General features: G+C 36.9%; 19 protein-coding genes. 4 read left to right on the top strand and 15 right to left on the bottom strand.

Annotated elements, in window-relative coordinates; genetic code table 11:
* Positions 1 to 106 precede the first annotated feature (106 nt).
* Together dsbB and H4J66_RS14510 are read left to right on the top strand one after the other, a co-directional pair.
* Positions 107 to 625: a disulfide bond formation protein DsbB gene (gene dsbB, locus H4J66_RS14515; RefSeq protein ID WP_182175732.1), complete on the top strand. Its 519-nt coding sequence runs from the start codon at positions 107 to 109 to the stop codon at positions 623 to 625.
* 156 nt (positions 626 to 781) lie between these two features.
* Positions 782 to 1,498, top strand: a complete 717-nt coding sequence (locus H4J66_RS14510; RefSeq protein ID WP_182175731.1) for a ZIP family metal transporter — start codon at positions 782 to 784, stop codon at positions 1,496 to 1,498.
* A gap of 93 nt (positions 1,499 to 1,591) precedes the next feature.
* Here the strand turns inward: H4J66_RS14510 and H4J66_RS14505 are convergent, their stop codons facing one another.
* The 3 genes from H4J66_RS14505 to H4J66_RS14495 all read right to left on the bottom strand — a co-directional run bounded on the left by H4J66_RS14505 (position 1,592) and on the right by H4J66_RS14495 (position 4,808).
* Positions 1,592 to 2,968 carry a DASS family sodium-coupled anion symporter gene (locus tag H4J66_RS14505; RefSeq protein WP_182175730.1) on the bottom strand — a complete coding sequence of 459 codons (1,377 nt, stop codon included), beginning with the start codon at positions 2,966 to 2,968 and terminating at the stop codon, positions 1,592 to 1,594.
* A gap of 44 nt (positions 2,969 to 3,012) precedes the next feature.
* The gene (gene nagZ, locus H4J66_RS14500; protein WP_182175729.1) at positions 3,013 to 4,026 is read right to left on the bottom strand and encodes a beta-N-acetylhexosaminidase; all 1,014 of its coding nucleotides are present in this window, start codon (positions 4,024 to 4,026) and stop codon (positions 3,013 to 3,015) included.
* Between the two features lie 161 nt (positions 4,027 to 4,187).
* The gene (locus H4J66_RS14495) at positions 4,188 to 4,808 is read right to left on the bottom strand and encodes a TetR/AcrR family transcriptional regulator (RefSeq protein ID WP_070376448.1); all 621 of its coding nucleotides are present in this window, start codon (positions 4,806 to 4,808) and stop codon (positions 4,188 to 4,190) included.
* A 761-nt stretch (positions 4,809 to 5,569) separates the two neighbouring features.
* On the opposite strand from H4J66_RS14495, the gene H4J66_RS14490 reads away from it, so the two are divergent.
* Positions 5,570 to 7,411: a M2 family metallopeptidase gene (locus H4J66_RS14490; protein ID WP_182175728.1), complete on the top strand. Its 1,842-nt coding sequence runs from the start codon at positions 5,570 to 5,572 to the stop codon at positions 7,409 to 7,411.
* 88 nt (positions 7,412 to 7,499) lie between these two features.
* Here H4J66_RS14490 and H4J66_RS14485 read toward each other — a convergent pair whose 3' ends face one another.
* From H4J66_RS14485 to H4J66_RS14435, 11 genes are all read right to left on the bottom strand, one after another.
* On the bottom strand, positions 7,500 to 8,222 hold the full coding sequence (locus H4J66_RS14485; RefSeq protein WP_182175727.1) for a hypothetical protein: 723 nt from the start codon (positions 8,220 to 8,222) through the stop codon (positions 7,500 to 7,502).
* 310 nt (positions 8,223 to 8,532) lie between these two features.
* Positions 8,533 to 9,453: a hypothetical protein gene (locus H4J66_RS14480; RefSeq protein WP_182175726.1), complete on the bottom strand. Its 921-nt coding sequence runs from the start codon at positions 9,451 to 9,453 to the stop codon at positions 8,533 to 8,535.
* 63 nt (positions 9,454 to 9,516) lie between these two features.
* Complete coding sequence (locus tag H4J66_RS14475) at positions 9,517 to 10,164, bottom strand: hypothetical protein (RefSeq protein ID WP_070376444.1); 648 nt, start codon at positions 10,162 to 10,164, stop codon at positions 9,517 to 9,519.
* Between the two features lie 87 nt (positions 10,165 to 10,251).
* On the bottom strand, positions 10,252 to 10,716 hold the full coding sequence (locus H4J66_RS14470) for a hypothetical protein (RefSeq protein ID WP_182175725.1): 465 nt from the start codon (positions 10,714 to 10,716) through the stop codon (positions 10,252 to 10,254).
* A 21-nt stretch (positions 10,717 to 10,737) separates the two neighbouring features.
* On the bottom strand, positions 10,738 to 11,010 hold the full coding sequence (locus H4J66_RS14465; RefSeq protein WP_070376442.1) for a DnaJ domain-containing protein: 273 nt from the start codon (positions 11,008 to 11,010) through the stop codon (positions 10,738 to 10,740).
* A gap of 204 nt (positions 11,011 to 11,214) precedes the next feature.
* On the bottom strand, positions 11,215 to 11,652 hold the full coding sequence (locus H4J66_RS14460; RefSeq protein WP_182175724.1) for a group 1 truncated hemoglobin: 438 nt from the start codon (positions 11,650 to 11,652) through the stop codon (positions 11,215 to 11,217).
* On the bottom strand, positions 11,652 to 12,473 hold the full coding sequence (locus tag H4J66_RS14455) for a DUF3034 family protein (RefSeq protein ID WP_182175723.1): 822 nt from the start codon (positions 12,471 to 12,473) through the stop codon (positions 11,652 to 11,654). Before H4J66_RS14455 ends, H4J66_RS14460 begins: the two co-directional genes overlap by 1 nt.
* Positions 12,457 to 14,784, bottom strand: coding sequence for an EAL domain-containing protein (locus tag H4J66_RS14450; protein WP_182175722.1), 2,328 nt, complete (start codon positions 14,782 to 14,784; stop codon positions 12,457 to 12,459). Before H4J66_RS14450 ends, H4J66_RS14455 begins: the two co-directional genes overlap by 17 nt.
* Complete coding sequence (locus tag H4J66_RS14445) at positions 14,774 to 15,412, bottom strand: methylamine utilization protein (RefSeq protein ID WP_182175721.1); 639 nt, start codon at positions 15,410 to 15,412, stop codon at positions 14,774 to 14,776. The genes H4J66_RS14450 and H4J66_RS14445 overlap by 11 nt, the downstream gene beginning before the upstream one ends.
* Before the next feature lie 479 nt (positions 15,413 to 15,891).
* Complete coding sequence (speE, locus tag H4J66_RS14440; RefSeq protein WP_182175720.1) at positions 15,892 to 16,749, bottom strand: polyamine aminopropyltransferase; 858 nt, start codon at positions 16,747 to 16,749, stop codon at positions 15,892 to 15,894.
* Complete coding sequence (locus tag H4J66_RS14435) at positions 16,739 to 17,701, bottom strand: adenosylmethionine decarboxylase (RefSeq protein WP_182175719.1); 963 nt, start codon at positions 17,699 to 17,701, stop codon at positions 16,739 to 16,741. Before H4J66_RS14435 ends, speE begins: the two co-directional genes overlap by 11 nt.
* A 212-nt stretch (positions 17,702 to 17,913) precedes the next feature.
* Between H4J66_RS14435 and speB the strand changes: the two genes are divergently transcribed.
* A complete protein-coding gene (gene speB, locus H4J66_RS14430) occupies positions 17,914 to 18,855 on the top strand; it encodes an agmatinase (protein WP_259369135.1) in 942 nt (313 codons plus the stop codon).
* A gap of 68 nt (positions 18,856 to 18,923) precedes the next feature.
* Here speB and nhaD read toward each other — a convergent pair whose 3' ends face one another.
* Entirely contained in the window at positions 18,924 to 20,345 is a 1,422-nt protein-coding gene (nhaD, locus tag H4J66_RS14425; protein ID WP_310650667.1) for a sodium:proton antiporter NhaD, read from the bottom strand.
* Between the last annotated feature and the right edge of the window lie 500 nt (positions 20,346 to 20,845).

The raw sequence follows: 20,845 nt of genomic DNA, 5'->3' as shown, positions 1-20,845 counted from the left end.
GCTAATGTCACGATTACATCAATTGGATGTGTCAATATGTGACCCAGCTTTAGTTAACTAAACGACAATCTAAAATAGCAACATTGAACATGATTAAGGAAAACTTTTGAAATTTTTAAGTGATTTATCGGTAAACACTCGCGCTTGGCAATTACTTAGCCTAACCGTTTTTGGATTAGAATTATTGGCTCTTTATTTTCAATACGTAATGGGATTAGCTCCTTGCATTATGTGTATTTACCAAAGAACAGCATTATGGGGAATATTCTTTGCTGGCATAGTTGGTAGCATGGGCAATAAAAATATTGTCTTACGATCAGTCGCATTTACACTCTGGGGGGGTGCCGCTATATGGGGGTTATTAATTGCCATTGAGCACGTTGAAATTCAATCAGCTACATTATCATTTCTCTATAGTTGTGAGTTTGTACCTAACTTTCCAAGTTGGGCCCCATTACACGAATGGTTACCTTCGTTATTTGAAGCAACGGGAGATTGTGGTGATATTAATTGGCAATTCTTCGGCTATACGATGCCACAAATGATGATTGTTGTTTTTGGTAGTTTTACTGCTGCGCTAGTGGTTATTCTATTAGCTCAACTGATTAATAAAAAATCCCTGTGATCATTTAAAATGTCGAATTAATCGCTGCTTTAATGAAGGATCACAGAACAGAGTAGTCACTTTATAAGGCCTTTATTGGCCTTCAACAACCTAACTACTCTAATTATATTAAGTATAGTCTCACAATGGGGCCATTGCTGCTTAAGTGATAAAAACATGTCTATATTACTCACTGTTATCGTATCAACATTCCTTGCCGGTTTAGCTATGCCACTAGGTGCTGTTCTAGCCTACGTAGAAAAAATTGGCAATGACTGGCTTGAGCAAGAGCTCAGACATAGCGTTATGGCTTTTGGTGGCGGAGCGCTGTTGTCAGCAGTTGCCTTAGTTTTGGTACCCGAAGGTATAGAAAGCCTTGATATATTACCCGCATGCATTTGGTTTATTGTTGGTGGGTTTAGCTTTATGGCATTAGATATTTATCTTAAAAAAATAGATACACCTGCTAGTCAACTAGCAACAATGCTTGCTGATTTTATTCCAGAATCAATCGCACTTGGCGCAGCATTCGCAACAGGAAGTAGTAGTGCATATTTGCTAGCTGGTTTAATTGCCTTACAAAACTTACCAGAAGGATTTAGCGCTTATCGTGAGTTAAGTGCTTCTTCAACTTATAAACCGCAAAAAATTATCATGGTCTTTGCTTTAATGGCAATACTTGGGCCTATCGCAGCAATTTCTGGCTATTTATGGCTATCGGAGTCCCCCAAAATTATTGGCGCGGTTATGCTTTTCGCTTCTGGCGGAATTCTTTATTCAATATTTCAAGACTTGGCACCACAAGTGAAATTAGAAAATCATTGGGCTCCACCAATGGGCGCTGTGTTAGGCTTTACTCTCGGCATGTTAGGGCTAATGTTAACAGCAACATAAATCATAATGGCATTATAATAGAACCATAATTTACCATTACATTTATGCTAGGTAATGAAGATAAAGGGGCTAAAGTTTAGCCCCTTATTTTTGTTATAACAAAAATAAATAGCAAACCATTGCTATTAAACAAGACAAGATAAAACTTAATATTGCCCCTTCTTTCACCATATCTTTAATTTCAAGTTCACCCGTACCATAAGCAATTGCATTAGGCGCAGTAGCAACAGGCAGCATAAAAGCGCAACTCGCGCACATAGCCGCGGGCACCATTAATACCATGGGGTCGTAACCAGCAGAGGTGGCAACTACAGCCAAAATAGGCATAAGCAAAGTTGCTGTCGCGGTATTACTGGTAATTTCTGTAAGGTAAGTAACCACTAAACAAATTGTCAGTACCATCACAATTACCGGTAAATTAGCCAACGAAGACAGCCATTCGCCTAGTATCTGGCTTAAACCTGATTCAACAAACCCTTTAGCAATGGCAATACCACCAGCAAATAACAACAACATTCCCCACGGTATTGATTTAGCAGTGTCCCAATCAAGCAGGCGCGAGCCCTTACCATTAGGGATTAAAAACATTAACACAACGGCGAATAAAGCGACGGTACTGTCACCCGCAATTTGAACATTTAATAGGTCACTCCATCCACCAAAGGGCTCTGAGCGAGTGATCCATGCGAGTGCTGTAAGGCCAAAAACCCAAAGCGTTCTTTTTTCTTCACTTCGCCATTCGCCTTGCGCGGGTAACTTTATTTCATGGTCGAGTTTTACCTTTCTTGTTAGCCAGAATGCCATAATAGGTAAAGCGATTAACACTATCGGAACGCCTATTTTCATCCATGATAAAAACCCAAATTCTCGGCCCGTATTTTCTTCATATATGCCCATAAAAATAACATTGGGTGGCGTACCAATCGGGGTACCAATACCGCCAACCGACGCAGCATAGGCAATACCTAAAATTAAAGCGACTTTAAGTTCTTTGTTATCTACATGAGTAAGTATAGCTAATGCAATCGGCAGCATAATCAACGTCGTTGCGGTATTTGAAATCCACATACTTAATAAAGCAGACGCTAACATAAAACCAAAGACTAATCGCCGCCCACTTGAAACGCCGACTAACTTAACCATGTAAACAGCAAGTCTTTGGTGTGCTCCACTTTTCTCTATCGCTTTAGAGAGCATAAATGCGCCCATTAACAATAAAATAACGTGACTACCTAATGATGAAGCTACTGTTTTATGATCAACAACCCCCAGTAGTGGCAGCAAAGCAAAAGGGACTAAAGATGTAGCAGGAATGGGTATCGCTTCACTGACCCACCAAATAACGGTGAGTAATGTTATTGCCGCCGCAGTTGCGGGTTTTTCTGCTAAGCCTAACCAAAGTAGCAAAAAGTAAAAACCAAAGGCTAGCGCGGGTGCTAAGACAATAAAACTTTGTTTAGTTAACTTCATTTAACTCTCTATTTTTATTATTTTAAGAGGACGATAAGGCTATTTTATAAGTATTCGGCTAATGCTTGTCGAGCATGTTGCCAATGAGTATTTGCCTTTAACTCATTGAGCCCAGTCGTAGACGTTTTCAATAAACGTAATAAGCGCTGATTACTTTCTTCATCAATAATAATATTGGCATGGTCAATGACATCTATACAGCTATCTCGGTTATTACACAGTAATAGCATGTCGCAACCTGCTTGTTGGGCTGCTTCAGCACGTTCAACATACCCACCAACACATGCAGCACCTTCCATCGATAAATCATCACTGAAAATAACACCACTAAAGCCAAGTTGCTTACGCAAAATATCTTTGAGCCAGTAAGGAGAAAAACCGACTGCTTCGCGGTCAACGTCAGGAAAAATAACGTGGGCAGGCATTAATGCATCGACTTTATTGTTATTAATTAACGTTTTAAAAGGTAACATATCAACAGCAAATATTTCATCACGTGAACGAGAGTCAATAGGTAACGCAAGGTGTGAATCTGCTTCAACACTGCCATGACCAGGAAAATGCTTCCCCGTAGCCTTCATGCCAACCAAATGTAAGCCATCGACAAAAGCACTGGCGAGTTGACAAACAATTTCTGGATTTTTATGAAAAGCCCTATCGCCAATAACAGCACTAATATCGTTTATATCAAGAATAGGTGCAAAACTAATATCAATACCGACGGCTTGAACTTCTAATGCCATTAATATTGCACTTTGTTTAGCCAGCTCTTGCGCCACACTAATATTTTCTTCGGCAAAGTGCCAAATTTTACCCATTGCCGGAATAAGAGAGAAGCCATCACGAAATCGCTGAACTCGACCACCTTCATGGTCAACGGCAATAATCAATGGCTTTTTAGCGGCACGGTGGATATCAGCAGTTAATTCAGCAATTTGTTCAGGAGATTCATAATTACGAGTAAATAAAATTAACCCGCCAACAAGAGGATGTTGCAGAAGCTCTTTGTCTTCTGCCGTTAAAGATGTGCCAAGCACATCTAGCATAATAGGACCCATATACACACTTTGAAGATGATAAGTTTTTGATGTTGCTACTTTACCTAAATCAATAGTAATTACAAAGGCTGATATTGATATATAACGGTGATACCTGAAAATTATCGCTGACAGATTGAAGTATCACGGATATATCATATCAAAATGATAAAAGAGTCAGATTAAAGTAAAGGAGCAGCAACACCTGCGGCGACATAAGGGATAACTTGTTTAATCACGCCGGCAATATCCATATTACGATCAAAATCACTTTTAGCGATATCAATTAAAGCATCACTCGAAGACATGGTAAAAACCACTGTGCCCATAGTGAAGTGCAAACGCCAAAACATTTCCTCAGCAGTAAGCTCTGGATAAGCTTTTTGCACCGCTTTAACAAAGTTATTAATAACGCCTGGGTATTGTGTCGTTAAGAACCAGCGCAAAAAGCCTTGGCTATCGCTATAACCTCGTCCTAATAATTGTAAAAAATTACTGGTACCATTTTCTTTAAATTCATTTAATGATAACAAGGGTTCAATAAAAGCTGAAAACACTTCAAGTAAGGTTAAATCATCTTGTTCGCATATATTCACTAGCGATAATTCTAAACGGGGTGAAAGCTCGTTCATATAACGAGACATTACTGATTTTATTAACTCTTTTTTAGAGCCGAAATGGTAATTAACCGCGGCTAAATTAACTTCTGCTTGGCTAGTAATTTCTCTTAATGATGTGCCATTAAAACCTTGCGTCGCAAATAATTTTTCTGCTGCATCTAAAATTTTGTTTTTTGTACTCATGTGCCAACGGTACCTCTTACCTGCGCCCTAAATGAAAATATTCATCATTAATTAAGCCTAGTTTAAACAAGCGTTTGAAATAACGCAACAATGAATATACAGATCAATCTATTTTCATTTTAATTCAATGAGATAGCTTGATTTTTGGTATGACTACCTCCTCTATTAACCTATTCACAGCCAGATGAATATCGCAGCGTTCACAATACAGAGCAAACGTTGTTATATTCGCAACAACCGCAATGTAGATCTTTACGTTTTATTGAAGCGAATGTTGAAGCAAACAATGTACTGGAGATGGTTTTCAGTTCAGCCCATGAATAAAAGTTAAACCCTAGCATTAAATTCTCCCTTTATAAGCCTAATTTGACTTTAGTCACATTCGCTAAGTTTAAGTTTAAGTTTAAGTTTAAGTTTACACACTGAAAGTAAAGCGCATCATATGGCGATAAAAAAGCATTAAACGTAAAAGCGTTTGGTGCTTTTTTATCGAAACAACTAAAACGTTTAGATACTTTGTTACTTCCCTATTGGCTTATCTGATTTAATCTACATAGGAGATGTTAAATCCTAACTTTATTTAGCATTAACCGCATGAACATTTACCCGTTAGTTATCTAGTAAGATAATGAGTCAAATCTACTTAATCACAGAGTATTGTGAAAGTTTGATCAGTTTTTGCGGTCAAAGCTTTAAGCGGACTAGACAATTTTATATACTGGTGACTCATTATCTATCAATAATAAAAATATAAGACTTTTATGATAAAACTATTCAAACAAACAAGCGTAGCCTTGTGTGTATTGGCCTCACTTACTGCATGTAATGGTGAAAATGCTACACAAACTCAACAAGCACAAACGCAAGTAGCTCCAGCATTAACGGCAAAAGATGCGAATATATTTCTTAACGCTACCGAAAAAGAATTAATCGCTCTGGGTATTGAGGGGAGCCGCGCCGAATGGATTTATTCAAATTTTATTACCGATGATACCGCTGCCCTATCAGCGGCAGCAAACCAAAAATCGACAGAAGCTGGCGTTCGTTTCGCTATGGCAGCAGCTAAATTTGACGATGTCGATGTTACAGAGACTCAACGTAGAAAATTAAATACCTTAAAGCAAAGCTTAGTTATGCCGGCGCCACAAGATTCTGAAAAGTCAGCTGAACTGGCAAAAATTGGCTCTGAACTTGGCGGCATGTACGGTAAAGGAACATACACGACCCAAGCTGGAAAAACATTGAGCTTAGGTGAAATGACTTCGACGATGGCAACATCACGTGATTACGACGAATTGCTAGAAATGTGGCAAGGCTGGCGAACAATTAGTCCAGAGATGAAACCTTTATTTGTTCGTCAATCTGAATTAGGCAATGAGGGTGCACAAGGGCTAGGCTACAAAGACTTAGGCGCCATGTGGCGTTCAAACTACGATATGCCTGCTGACGATTTCGCTAAAGAACTTGACCGTTTATGGGGACAAGTAAAACCCTTGTACGATGACCTTCATTGCTATGTTCGCAGTGAACTAGGCAAAACCTATGGAGAAGACAAAGTAGCACAAGACCAACCCATTCCCGCTCATTTGTTGGGTAATATGTGGGCGCAATCATGGGGGAATATCTATGAGTTAGTGGCTCCTGAGAATGCAGATCCAGGTTATGATGTTACCGAGCAGTTAGCTGCAAATAACTATGACGAAATTAAAATGGTTGCAGGGGCTGAAACCTTTTTTACATCTTTAGGGTTCGAAGCATTACCTGAAACATTCTGGACGCGATCATTATTTACTAAACCAGCAGACCGCGATGTTGTTTGTCATGCTTCCGCTTGGGATCTTGATGCAAAAGATGATATTCGCATTAAAATGTGTATTCAAAAAACCGGCGAAGAGTTCAACGTTATTCACCACGAACTTGGTCATAATTTCTATCAGCGCGCTTACCAAGATCAACCCGTTTATTTTCAAAATAGTGCCAACGATGGTTTTCATGAAGCGATTGGTGACACCATTGCACTTTCAGTAACACCTAAATACTTGAAAGAAATTGGCTTAATCGACACTATCCCTGACGAATCAAAAGATATTGGTTTATTAATGAAAATGGCGTTAGAGAAAATAGCCTTTATCCCCTTTGGCTTAATGGTTGATCAATGGCGTTGGAAAGTCTATTCAGGAGAAATTACACCAGAGAATTACAATACAGCTTGGTGGGAATTACGTCAAAAGTATCAAGGCATTGCTGCACCCGTAGCTCGTGAAGTTGATGCATTTGACCCCGGTGCGAAATACCATGTGCCTGGTGGCGTACCTTACAGTCGATATTTCTTAGCGCATATTCAACAATTTGAGTTTCATAAAGCGCTTTGTGAAATATCAGGTAATACCGATCCCATTCATCGCTGTTCAATTTACAACTCTAAGACTGCCGGTAAAGCACTTAATACCATGTTAGAAATGGGCTCTAGTCAGCCTTGGCAAGAAGCTTATAAAGTGTTGACTGGGAGTAAACAAATGGACGCAACCGCAGTACTCGATTACTTTGCTCCTTTACAAGTCTGGTTAAAAGAGAAGAACAAAGGCAAGCAATGTGGTTTCTAATCTTTTAATGCCATTATAATTTTTATGAAAAAAGCCTGATAATTGACTTATCAGGCTTTTTTATTGGGGAGAATGGGAACTAAAATAATTACTTAAAGTATTGGATGACTTCATAGGTAACATTTAACAACGTCGCTTGCTTGATTTTTATTTCAGCGCCTTTGAAATTAAATAGGATATGCGCGCCTTGTTTATTTTCTATAGAAAAATCTTGGCTAAAAGTCGCTTTAGCCATGTTTGCTGAGTATTCAGCATAGTTAAAGTTAATTTTACCGTTTGATAATCCTTTATAAGAGAGTGTTTTTCTGAAGTAGCCTTTCTCAGGTGTCTTACTTTTATCGCTAAAAATATTATAAGGGATATTTAAAGTAACACTTTCATCGCCAGCAAAAGTTCCCAATTCAAAATACCCATCTTTGTTTTCATCAAATAAACAAAATTTAACCAAACCATCATCATACTCAGCGTCATTAAAACAAGCGGCATTGCCTCCTGAGCGACTCATGCCTAACAAGGTGGTTTTTCCTTTGCTTAATCCTGGGTGTTCATCGTAAATAAACTTAATATGAGTAAGTAAACTAACAGACTGCGTTTTTTGTTCTAAGTAGCTACCTGACACTTTAGTTAATAAGTTATCACCTATGTCTACTGTAAATTCATCGGCTAACTCAGGGCTGTTCTTTTTAGCATTAACCACTATCGCGTCACTAGACAAGTTCAGATAAACAGGTAAAGAAGAACAAGCACTCACTATTACACTACCAGCAACCCAACAAACAACAGGTAAAAAACGCCTCTTTATTCTATTCATCCATAACCCTTTGTCCAAAAATAATAATATGATGAGTAAGGTAGCTTAAACCTAAACTTTACGTCAACCAATCTGTACAAGTAATTGCCTTAGATATATTTTATCAACACAGAAAGTAATATTTCAACCGACAGGTCTAAACTTAATAAAGGGAAGGTTTAATTGTATTAACAAAAACTAAAAAAAAGCGCTAATAATGAATAGCATTGAAAATTTTATCTGGGGTTGAGTTATCACAGAGAAATAACCGCACTAGTGCACGGTATTTAACAAGTTATAGCTTACTTTTAAGTATTTTTTAATACTTTTATTATTGCCCTTCAGGTCTTAAATAAGCCAAATCATCTTCATCGTCAGCATGAAAGTCATAGCCACCGTCAAAGTCGCCATTGAGCTCATTAGCAACAGTGATAGGCAGTTCTAATATCTCCTGAATATAAATAGAGAGATTTTCTTGTTGATCAATAATGCCCTTAAGTTCTGTGAACGTTAATAACTTTATATCTTGCAGGTAACCTTTAGTTAAAACTGATAATTGTTCAGTAAAACTGGCAATACACGTATTGACTTTAGTCAGTAGGGCCTGCTTATCTGTTTTGGTCAGATAAGTATTCAACTGCTCGTACAAACTCGTAGTAAAAACTTTTTTATCACTATCGATAAGTAATAAGGCAATGGCAGTGTTTAGAAATTTTTGTAATTCAAACAACAATACCTCTTCATCATCGTCAACAAGTAAAGTGGTTGCACAATAATCTGCGGCAATGCTTTTATAAACTTGTAATAACTTGGCACTTTTATAGCCTTCATTAACTAACGCTGTATGCATAACTCTGATATCAGTTGCATCATTGATGGCTAAAGCATAACGGCGAATAGATATTTCTTCGAAGTATGAAGGGGATATTGTTTTTAACTGGGCATACTTTGCCCAGCCTGCCCGAAAGCAATAAACAACACCTTGGCTTTTTAAGATTTCTTTTGCCTTATATGTATCGTTATCACAAAGGTCTAACAAACCTAAATTGCTCATTCCCAGAACAATTTCACAGCCTTTTTTAATTTGATCAGCATAAATTATTGATAGATTATCAGACGCTATTCTCAAAGACATATCAGATAACTGTTGTTTGGTTTTATGCATAAATTCAGGCGTAAAAAAACCTTCACTTTCCCCGTCTCTTAATACTAAAAGTAAAAACGGATAATTTCTTAACTCTGCAATGTTCATTGATGAATTCCAATCAATTAAAGCGGTGATTATAAGCTAAATAAATACGGTGGCGGTTTAGCGTTAAAGAGGCGCAAACATATCGTCGGTATCCATTTCTACAGCAGTCACTCTTTGTTTATTTGCATTTTGCTTTAATGCATTCTCTATATTATCGAGTGTGCCATTGGTACTAACCGTCATTACTTCACGATAAGCTTCTTCGCTTAAGGATTTTATTTTCATTAATAATTCTTCAATACTACCAGAGGTTTGCTCTTCATCTTCTTCAATTTCTGAAAAATCATGGCCGATGAATGGTAAAGACAAGTATAAAAGACCAAAGTCGTCTTCAACTATCGCCGTTAATACTTCTCGTTGTTTTTCTTCATCATCAGAAGAAAGAAATATTTGCGTTAACAAACTATGCGCTTCTGTTTGTGCACAAAAGACGTGGTCTTCATCAATATTTTGCCAGTAAGATGGTTCAACATTTAAGAGTTGTTTTATTGACTCAGCATCCATTAACCATGTGGCAATAGAGGGAATGGTGGCATCGTGCTCTCTGACAATTTTTGCTACCGTTAAAATATCCATCTCGGTTAACACTGCCAGCATTTTTTCGTCGCCGTGCTCAGAGGCAATCGCCTCTAATGAAGTGCCTGCACGTCTACCGCTGTGTTGTGCTTGTTCTATAATATCGCTAGCTAGAATTAATGCATTTTTTGTCAAGTTGATTCCTTAAAACTTATATTTATTTGTCGATTATTTCGGTTTTTAATGGTGAGTTAAACTTAATTACACTCTTATTGATTAAGCTTAGTAGTTCTCATCATAATCATTAGATTCATCGTCATCATCGACTTGAGCGTAATCATCTTCTTCGGCTTTTAAGGGCGTTGCATCATAACCATTATAGAAATGAATCAGCAAAATAGCTTTTTTCAAGTCGTCTTCAGCATGCGCCATTATTTCAGTAATACATGCTCGAGCATCAGCATGAACGCCGACAAAAGGCTTAACGTCAGCCCACTCTGGTTCATCGTTAAGCTCGATTGTCGATAAATTTTTACTATCGATTCTTACCTTAGTTGAGATAGCCATCGCCAATTGATCAACCATGCCATTAAATAATAAAGGCATTTGCTTTAATTGTTCAAACAAATTTGATAAATAATTTGATAATAGATCAGGATTTTCTGGATCCGATAATGAATTCATATTCTCTAAATACATAGAGAAATCATCCGTTAAATATTCGGGTAAGTTAGTTTGGGATTGCATACAAATCTCCTAGTAAAAAGGCTAATTCTGCGCTTGATTAAAGGCACTTTGCCAAAAAGAATCAGCAATTTCTCGCGGATCGGTTATCACCGTATAGTTACTTTTTAAATATAATGACCGTTTTTTTGGATCAGAAATAACATCATATGCTTTTTGAATAAGTTGAAACTTTTCTTTGGCTTCAACATTATCATTTCTATCTGGGTGATATTTATTGGCAAGTTTTCGATAAGCTTTTTTAATTTCGATGGTGGTTGACACCCTACTCACGCCTAACTGTTCAAAATAATCCATAAAATTTCAACTACCTTTAGCAAGACAACATAAAAATGACTGTTGACACAATTGGTGCAATTTTACCTTCGCTATTACATAATTAACATCATTATGTTTGCTTATTTTTCGTTTATATTAAGGTATAGGGGTAATCGATTAAAACTAAACGCAAATAATGTTGTTAGGGCTAACTTAAGCAACAGATAGAAACAGTTGCCGACTTTAGATTTTTATTATCTCTGGTCTCAAAACAGCTAATTTAACCAATATTTTATTTTGGGACTGATAAGAGATATCAACATCTTCCATCGCCTCTATTAACAACTCTACCACACGATTAAAATCAGCTTCATTGATATTCATACCGGTATGAATATCAATCATGCTATCGCCATTATACTTACAGGGACCATTAACCACACCACACAGATGGTTGATAAAACCGTGCTTGAAATGTTTGACGCTCGATTTGGCAAAATAAGGCAGTATTGCTTTATCCTTGACAATTCTTTTTACAAAAGCATCAACAAGTTGTTCTATCCCTTGATGACCGCCAATATCTTGATAAAGTTCATCACTTGGTATTAAATTCTTACTACTACAGCCAAGGCAAAGTTGCAGGACTAGGACAATAAAAAAACCGCTAACATATTTAATCATTAATAAGATCCCGACAAAGATAAATACCAACCCTTTTGATCGGCTAATGCAGCTATAGTGCCTAAATTAAGATAGGCGAGGGTAACGTTCAAATGTTTGTTTGGGAACCAAGCAACAAAAACATCTTGCCAGTCGTCTTCTCCAAGACCTAAATTGTCTGGTTTATGGCGATATTCAGTGCCAATCGCCAAGTGTTTATTCATTAATACGGCTACTGACATTTCGGTTTGTAATGCACCATTACCTTTTGGGCCACTAAAACCGAGTAACCCCATTTCATTTGCTTTTGTGTAACGAGCAGTGGCATTCCATAACACGTTATAGCCGGCCAACAAACCTAAATGAAGCTTGCTCGCTGCTAAATAAATATCGGTACCTGCGTCATCTTTCGCGCCTAATGAAAAAGCAACATCGGCAGTTGATAGTGATTTGTGCTGTATACCTACAGATAATTGTGGCCAAGTGCTATAAACCAAGTCACCGTACAAGCGTACTTTAAGACCTAAAATTTTTTGAGATAAGGTTAATGATAATGGGTCGACCTGAAAATTTTGCTTAGCAAATGAAAACTCGACACGGTCATAAAAATTAATTTGGCCTCCGCAGCTATTTAATTGAAAGTCTTTCAAGTTAGCCTGCGAACAAAAGGCAGAAAAGGCTATTTCGTCTTCCGTTGCATAACCCGCTAATTGCGCCCAAGGCACTAAACCACCGCCTCCTGAGCCCTCGACTTGAGAAACACCAGGGGTTGCTAATATTTTACCATTAGCGAAGCTAGTCATAGGTAAAAGAAGTAATATAAGGCTAAAGAGGCGATTCATAAGTTTTATACCATTCTATAAATTTTTCAGCGCTAACAGGTCTTGATAAATAGTAACCTTGTGCATAGTCACAATGAAAGTCATTTAATAACATTAAGCTTTCTTTGTTTTCAACACCTTCAGCTACCACACTCAGCCCAAGCTTATGACCAAGAGAGATAGTTGAGGCAACAATATCTTGATCTTTCTGGCATTGTTCTAACTTTAAAATGAAGGTTTTGTCAATTTTCAATTCATCGACAGGTAAACTTTTTAACTTAGCTAATGAAGATTGACCAATACCATAGTCGTCGACTGAAATCAGAAAGCCTAATGATTTTAGGTGAGATAAACGCGCAACGACTAATGCTTCGTTTTCGGCAATATCTCTCTCTGTTAATTCCAAAGTGATTTGCGATGTTGACACTTCGTGATTATTTACTGTGTTAAGTAAATAATCAACAAATTGCTCATTTTGAATATCTTGTGCGGATAAGTTAATCGCTACCTTAAAACGGTAGCCCATCTTATTCCATTGTTCAGTTTGTTGAATAACTTGTAGGATCACCCAGCGTGTTAAGGATACAATCAAACCGGCTTTTTCAGCTAAATCAATAAACAATTCTGGGTTTACAAAGTTACCTTCTTTATTTATCCAACGAATTAACGCTTCAAGTTTATCAATTTTACCGGTATTCATATTTAATTTTGGCTGATAATTCATGAAAAGTGGACTTACTTCACACTCAAGTGCCTCTTTTAACTCTTCTATTAAGCGCAACTTATAAAGATAAGCCTCGTCTTCTCCATCTTGATAAAATCGCAATAAGACCTGGTCTTGATAAGCTGAAGCAACTGCCATGGTTGATCGCCTGATCAATCGCTCCGCATCGACACCATGCTCTATAGAGTTGGCGACACCAAAATAAAGTGATAAATTAATTTTAATGTCATCAAGCCAAAAAGGACGATTAAGTTCACTCTGCAGCAATTCGATAAAATGTTTTATTTCATTGGTTTTCTGTATAGGAACAGCCAATAAAAATTCATCTGAATTAGTGCGCGCAGCAATAATATCGTGCTCTAAGTTATGATTTGATTTTTCAATATAGACTAAAATACGGGCAGCAATTTCTTTTAAAATATTATCACCATTAGTCAATCCTATGGTGTCATTAAGTGCTTTAAAGGCTTTAATATTAAAAGTAATCACCACTAAGTGAATATCTTTATTAAAGTAGTCAGCTACTTTCGTTAATGTTTTATGACGGTTGTATAAGCCGGTTAATATATCGCGCTCTGCCTGATAAACAATTGACTGCTCACGATTCTCAATAGCCGCGCCCATCAATGAAAATCCTTGATAAAGTTCGCTAAATTCAACAGGCAAACGGTTGGCCAATTTAGGCACATTAAGTTCACCGCGGCCAATTTTTTTCGTAACTTCCATTAAAATATGTAACGGCGTAGATAAGCCTCGAGATAACAGGCGAGAAAAGGTGATAGCAATAACGATGACAATCACCGCTATTATCAACATAGAAAAAATCAGCCGATTAAAATCACTGTGAATTTGTGTTAAAGGCGCAGACAAGGTTGCTTTTATATCTTTAGAACCACCGAAGTTGATGGTTTTGTGGAAGTAATCTGCTCGTGTTAGCAATAAGTTTGGCGACTGTTGTTTAGTGCCTTGTAACAATTGTTTTATAATGTCTTCACGTTCGATACTTGACTCAATCAGTTGATTGTTTTGCACTAATGTTAAGTCTAAAGCGATGAGGTCTTTCAGTTTTAATAGTGCAACTTGGTCAAATTCAAAGCCAATCACGGTGTAAGCAATAACTCTTGGCGCCTTAACCGGGACAACAATAACTTGGTAAACTTTATTTTCGATACTTAGAATTTGAGCATGAACCTCCCTAAAAGGAAGTTTAGTAATATTTGCTTGAATTGTTTTTTCATCGAATGAGTGTAATGAACTGGTCGTCGATAACTTACCTTCTAAGTCTAGAATCAACATCAAATCAGCATTGATACGTTTACCGTGATTAAAGAGAACACTCTCCACAGTGTTTTTGTCGCGAGTCGCTACCGCTTGTTTAAAACCAAAGTCTGCGGCTAAAACACTGGCGGTAGTCGTTAACACTCGCTCTTGCGACATTAATGTTTGGTCGAGTACGTTTTGAGCAAAATACATTTGGCGTTCGATTTGGTTTTCGGCATAATCAGCAAACCTAAACCAATTACTCCCCGTTAAAATAATTACGGTTAATAAAATTAAACTGGTTAATAGCCAAGTAATTTGTGCTTTAAAACTAAACCTAGTGTTCATAGAAAGCTAACTCTTCAAAACTGCCTCTTGCTTGAGGTGCTTTTACGCTTATGGTGATAAAAATTTCATTGTTATCAATCATTTTTTGATCAACGGTTAACAGGGTATGCTTTGTTAAACCTATAGTGCTATTAGGATGCCAAATTTTTAATTGGGTATTTAACGCTAATGGTTGCGTTAACAAGACCTCTCCGTTGGTATCACTTAAGTAGGCATTATTTTCATCTGAAACATAAATATAGCCGACCATAGCATCATGAATATTGCAGCCCATAACGACAAGACCTTTATCTTCGAAACGAACTGGACTTTTAGGCTTACCTGAATACAATTTTAATTCAAATGTTTTAGCTAGCGAAAAAGAATAAACATGATGTCTAATATCATCTTTATTGGGAAAGCTAACCTGACTATTAACCGGCACAACTAAAACATGAGGGGAAAATTGTTTGTTTATTTGATCCATCACGTAGATACGATCATCGATTGATTGATTTATAACGGGTTGAGGTATGACATACTCAATAACAGCATCGGGCAGAGGGTCGTTATTTTGATCAACAATTTTTATAAGTGTTTGGCTAAAAGCAGTTTCAAGGAATACTACTGAACAGAAAGATATAACCATAAACAATCGAAACGTAAACATTATCATGATGGCCTTAAATGATTTTTTTTCGTTTTCAAATAATACCTGTACATATGACAAGAGTCTAATTTTATTAAAGTAATATTCAATCCCACTCCATTGTTAACGGTGTAATAACTTATATTTAACGATAATAGTAAAGTTAAAAGACTTAGCGCTTTACCTGCTAAGCATCAGTAAAAAGAATCGTTGCCAATAGTTTAATGAGTCGATGTAAAAATGAACAATATCCTTTGCACAAGTATAAATATAAATATAAATAAAAGAGCATTAGGGGATCACTTGGGAAATAATCATAAGCTATAGCAAATAAGCTACAGTAAAATAAGGGGATCACTTGGGGAGTAATCATAAGCTATAGCAAAATAAGCGAGTTACTTAGCTATAGCTTGTCTGGTGATTTTTACTTACACAGTTACAACGCAAACGTCTAAAGATTATTGGCCGTTTAAAATGACTTAATTATCAATTAAACCCAGCAAACCTTTTTTGACAAAGCTAGGTAAGGCGAAGGCAGCAGAGTGTAGCGGAGCATTATAATAATCAAAACTTAAGCCTGACTTTTCAACCCGTTCAGCGTTAAAATCATTAATAGGATGGTATTGCTTAGACGCAAAAGTAAAACTCCATAAGCCGCCTGGATAAGTTAAATTACTAAAACTATACAAATAAGTTTTAGGAAAGACATTGTTTAATACTTTCAATAGCGATTGTTGAATATCCATGGCATACCAAGAAGACTCTCCCTGAGCAACAACGATACCGTCATCGGCTAGACAGTTAAAAACATCTTTATAAAATGCTTCACCAAATAAGGGTTGAGCCGGTCCAATCGGATCAGTGCTGTCGACAATAATAACGTCAAACTTCTCAGTGGTTTCTTTAACAAATTGCACACCATCACCGATAATAAGATCTATGCGTTCATCATCGAGTGCTGAAGCGGTTTGTGGAATGTGCTCTTTACAGGCGTTGACAACCATCACGTCGATTTCAACCATAGTACATTTTTTTACTGATAGATGACGAATGACTTCTCTTGCCGTTCCACCATCACCACCACCAATCACTAAAACATTTTTAGGGTTAGGATGCACAAACAAGGGCACATGGCTTATCATATCGTGATAAGCAAATTCGTCTCGCTCGGTGACCATAATCAAACCGTCATTTAGTAACATTTTACCATGACCTTTAGTTTCAACAACATCAACGGTTTGAAATTCACTTTTCCCAGAGAAAAGTACTTTTTCTACTTTAAATTTAATCCCCAAAAAGTCTTCAAACTTTTCTTCTACCCATAAATTAGAGTGCATGGTTTTCTCCTGAAATATCAATCATAATTGGCTCAGCAAAGACTGTCTGTGGCAGAATATAGTTGGCAAAGTTTACTAAATAGCCATTATCAAGCTTTTTACAAACACGTGATTTACTCACATATTGTGTTGGAATTAACACCCTTAATTTTTGCTCAAAAGCTTGTTCATTAAAGCTCATTAAATCAAAAGATTTTGGTGCCAGTATCTCTAAAAGTTTTGGCGCAAGCAAAAGTAAATCTATATTCGATTCAAAGCTAATATAACTACTGTCCATTTGAGGCGTCACATGAATGGTTAAATATTGCTGTTCGTTAATCGCATTAAGTGAATAACCGTAAGGAGAAAAGACAAAGTCATCAATAATAAAGCCAGGTAGAATACTATCAATACACAAAAACTGACGAATTTCTTCAGCTGTCAAATTAGCTTGTGTTAAATGTTTCGAAGCCTGCTCACTTATTTGATAGGCGAGTAACTCGTAGGTAATGTCATCAGTATCAGCAGTAAAGTCGTTATCTAAATGAAAAACGTAGTTGTGGTGACTGTCCATTTCACCAAAACGATAAGCCTTACCCGGTAAATATTGATTAATTAATTTGATATCATCACCAAAGCAGCTAGGCTGGGCGTTTGAAAAATATTCGTTCTTACGCTGATAAGTAAGCTGTTTAATCACTTTTGTGCCAAATTTTTGAATAAAAAACTCTACCGCTTTAACTAACTGCGTTTCACCACAGGTTAATATTAATATTCTATCTGACCAGACAAATAAACTCGACTCGGACAACAAAAAAGCTTTGCAATACTCATTTTCAATCGAAGATAGTATTTGAGCTTGACTACGATGAACTAATGCTGACCAAAATTCGTCATCAATATCGTTAAGTAAAGAAAGCTGCTTACCATCGATTAAGATTTCAGCTTTTTTTTCTGATCCCTCAAAAAACATAACAACTCCTCATTAAAAAATAGTGCGTCATTTTACAAATTATTTCATTTTTATCAATAAAATAATGTAGCTAACATCGAAAAAATAAACAACAAGCTTGCTATTCAATAGCCCTCCTTTTATTAACAACACTATATTTTATAAATAAAACTATACATTTAGCCTTTATTTTGGATAATTAAGAAAATATTGCCGTTAGGTATCACGACTCGATGAATATGGTTAAAGAAATTAATGTGGGTTTAATATCCCCGCCAACACCTTTTGAAGGAGCTAAAGATAAGCGAGGTATTTTTCAAAATACCAGCCACATCATCGGCTTTGAGTTTGATGGTACCGCATGCTTTAGAAAAGGCACTAAAGATGGGCCTAACGCACTTCGAGCCGTTTCTGATGGTATTGAATCGTATTCTCCGTATTTAGACGCAGACCTTGAAGATATTTCATTTGTTGATCTAGGTAATTTACCGATTGATTTATCTATTAATGAACAAAGTTGTCAAGCTGATATAGAAAACGCCTATAGTAATGCTAATGATGCTTTTAACACCTTATTTGAAAATGTTGCTTTAAAAGAAAATAATATTCGCATTGTCACCTTAGGCGGCGAACATTCTATTTCTTACGCTCCAATAAAGAAGTATTTGACCGAATACCCTGACTTAATCATATTGCATCTCGACGCACATGCTGATTTACGCGATGGTTACTTAGGATATCATTATTCCCATGCCGCTATTATTCGCCGTATTACCGATCATTTTGGTAAAGATAATAAGCTAATACAATACGGTATTCGCTCAGGTACTCGTGAAGAATATCAATGGATGAAAGCACATCAAACACTCAAAAAAAGCAGAGCTGAATTTCTTGCCAGTGTTGAGGCGATTGCACAAGATACACCTATTTATTTAACCTTAGATTTAGATTATTTTGATCCAAGCTTTTTTCCAGGTACCGGAACACCTGAACCAGGCGGAGAAGATTTTCATTCATTGATTAGCTTATGCAAAATATTGCGATCTAAATATTTTGTTGGCTGTGATGTAGTCGAGTTAGCGCCTAAAATTGACAGTACAGGAAATAGTGATGTTTTTGCGGCGAAAGTCGTGCGTGAATTATTACTTTGTTTAGCGGGGCCAAGCCCGGCCTAATAGTCGTTCAATATTCTAAGAGAACACCTTTAATATAAAGCAGTTACATTAAAGGTGTTCCAGATTACTTAGCCATTAATCAAAAAATGAACATAGATACTGGCGCTATAGCCTAAAGCGATAGCCCAACTCCATTTAAGGTGGCCAACAAACGAGTATTTGCCTTTCGTTTGCCCCATTAAAGCAACACCCGCCGCAGAGCCAACCGACAGTAAACTTCCCCCTACCCCAGCGGTCATTGTAACTAATAACCATTGTTGTAAATCCATCACGGGGTTCATACTTAAGACAGCAAAAACAACAGGGATATTATCAATAATAGCTGAAAGTACGCCGACAGCAATATTGGCATAAGTAGGATCCCAGTTGGTATATAGTAAGTCTGATACTAAACTTAAATAGCCCATAAAACCGAGCCCGCCAACACACATAACAACCCCATAAAAAAACAATAAGGTATCCCACTCTGCGCGTGCTATTTTTTCAAAAATATCAAAAGGAACAATATTACCTAATCTTTTTAGGGCTTTTTCATCATGACGGATGGTTGCTAAGGTACGTTTTTTATCTAATGAACGAGGAAGGCTTCTTCTTAAATAAAACCCTAAAAACTTGAGGTAACCTAAGCCCATCATCATTCCTAACACGGGTGGCATGTTAACAACACTATGGGTGGCAACTGACGTTGCTATGGTGAGTATAAATAAGAAAATAATTCGCTTCGCGCCACGTTTTAGCATGAAGTCTTCATCGGTTATCGGTGTTGATCTTTCATTAGAGATAAAAAAGCTCATAATAATGGCAGGGACTAAAAAGTTGACCAGCGAAGGTATAAATAGTACAAAAAATTGCTCAAACTTAACTAAGCCTGCCTGCCATATCATTAAAGTGGTTATATCTCCAAATGGACTAAACACCCCGCCAGCATTAGAGGCGACCACTATATTTATACAGGCAATGTTAATAAACTTAAGGTCCTTCGGAGCCACTTTAAGGACAATGGCACACATCAACATTGCCGTCGTTAGATTATTAGCAAACGAAGAAATAACGAATGCCATCATGCCGGTTAACCAAAACAAGCTGCGTAAACTTAACCCTTTAGAAATCATCCAAACCCGTAAGCTATCGAACACCCCTCGCTCTTCCATCGCATTTATATAAGTCATCGCGACTAATAAAAATAATAATAACTGAGCATATTCTAATAAATTATGATTAAAAGCTTCTTCTGCCGCTTTAGGAATGCCGTGTTGAGTATAAATCCAACCAATAATCAGCCAGATGACACCGGCGGCGACCAATACCGGTTTTGACTTTCTCAGATGAAGAAACTCCTCACTAATAACCAGTAGGTAAGCGATAATAAAAATCGTTAATGCAGTAAATCCTGCAACAGTGTTAGTGAGATCAATTTCGCCGGCTCCAGCGGCAAAAACAGGTGTTGCAAAGAGGAGCAGCAATACAGTCGTTATTAATTTTTTCACAATATTTCTCTGAGTTAATTTAAAATTTGTCAAAAAACGTTTTATCTCAGCGAGCAGCGCTGCATTAGATATTCCTTTGACAGAGTAAGCAAAGAGAATACAAGGCAACGGTCACCATCAAAAAAAGCCAGTGGCTAACGCTTTTAAAGGCTGAAAATTAAGAACAGCCATAATATAAGTATGTTTGGGGTTTATCTGCATGTCTTGCTTACATAAAATAAATATGGGTAAATATCATCAATAGATAAGCGTAATTTAACGGTTAATATTTCACATGGCAGTCAACAAAACGACGATTATATTCCAATTAAAAGACAATACAATTTTAATTAAATGATAATCAAAATAACATGTCGCTATACAAACATTAAAGATGGAAAAAAAAACAGCCAAATTTACAGTAATCATTGATGCTAAAAAAGGCGAGCTTTGAAAAACTGGCGGTATTAGCTGATGTCAATGCGTCGTAGAAAGTGCGACAAATGATCAGGGAATATAGTGAG

Origin of the sequence: Colwellia sp. MB3u-55 (genome assembly GCF_014076785.1) — a bacterium.
Lineage (GTDB): Bacteria > Pseudomonadota > Gammaproteobacteria > Enterobacterales > Alteromonadaceae > Colwellia_A.
The sequence above is the reverse complement of the archived record's forward strand: the minus strand, read 5'-3'. Positions and strand labels throughout refer to the sequence as shown.

Coding starts and splice junctions, on each gene's coding strand:
- H4J66_RS14470 (WP_182175725.1), bottom strand. CDS start 10,716: ATGCAATCCCAAACTAACTTACCCGAATATTTAACGGATGATTTCTCT.
- H4J66_RS14445 (WP_182175721.1), bottom strand. CDS start 15,412: ATGGTTATATCTTTCTGTTCAGTAGTATTCCTTGAAACTGCTTTTAGC.
- H4J66_RS14485 (WP_182175727.1), bottom strand. CDS start 8,222: ATGAATAGAATAAAGAGGCGTTTTTTACCTGTTGTTTGTTGGGTTGCT.
- H4J66_RS14510 (WP_182175731.1), top strand. CDS start 782: ATGTCTATATTACTCACTGTTATCGTATCAACATTCCTTGCCGGTTTA.
- nagZ (WP_182175729.1), bottom strand. CDS start 4,026: ATGGGTCCTATTATGCTAGATGTGCTTGGCACATCTTTAACGGCAGAA.
- H4J66_RS14495 (WP_070376448.1), bottom strand. CDS start 4,808: ATGAGTACAAAAAACAAAATTTTAGATGCAGCAGAAAAATTATTTGCG.
- H4J66_RS14490 (WP_182175728.1), top strand. CDS start 5,570: ATGATAAAACTATTCAAACAAACAAGCGTAGCCTTGTGTGTATTGGCC.
- speB (WP_259369135.1), top strand. CDS start 17,914: ATGAATATGGTTAAAGAAATTAATGTGGGTTTAATATCCCCGCCAACA.
- H4J66_RS14460 (WP_182175724.1), bottom strand. CDS start 11,652: ATGATTAAATATGTTAGCGGTTTTTTTATTGTCCTAGTCCTGCAACTT.
- H4J66_RS14455 (WP_182175723.1), bottom strand. CDS start 12,473: ATGAATCGCCTCTTTAGCCTTATATTACTTCTTTTACCTATGACTAGC.
- H4J66_RS14450 (WP_182175722.1), bottom strand. CDS start 14,784: ATGAACACTAGGTTTAGTTTTAAAGCACAAATTACTTGGCTATTAACC.
- H4J66_RS14465 (WP_070376442.1), bottom strand. CDS start 11,010: ATGGATTATTTTGAACAGTTAGGCGTGAGTAGGGTGTCAACCACCATC.
- H4J66_RS14435 (WP_182175719.1), bottom strand. CDS start 17,701: ATGTTTTTTGAGGGATCAGAAAAAAAAGCTGAAATCTTAATCGATGGT.
- speE (WP_182175720.1), bottom strand. CDS start 16,749: ATGCACTCTAATTTATGGGTAGAAGAAAAGTTTGAAGACTTTTTGGGG.
- H4J66_RS14480 (WP_182175726.1), bottom strand. CDS start 9,453: ATGAACATTGCAGAGTTAAGAAATTATCCGTTTTTACTTTTAGTATTA.
- H4J66_RS14505 (WP_182175730.1), bottom strand. CDS start 2,968: ATGAAGTTAACTAAACAAAGTTTTATTGTCTTAGCACCCGCGCTAGCC.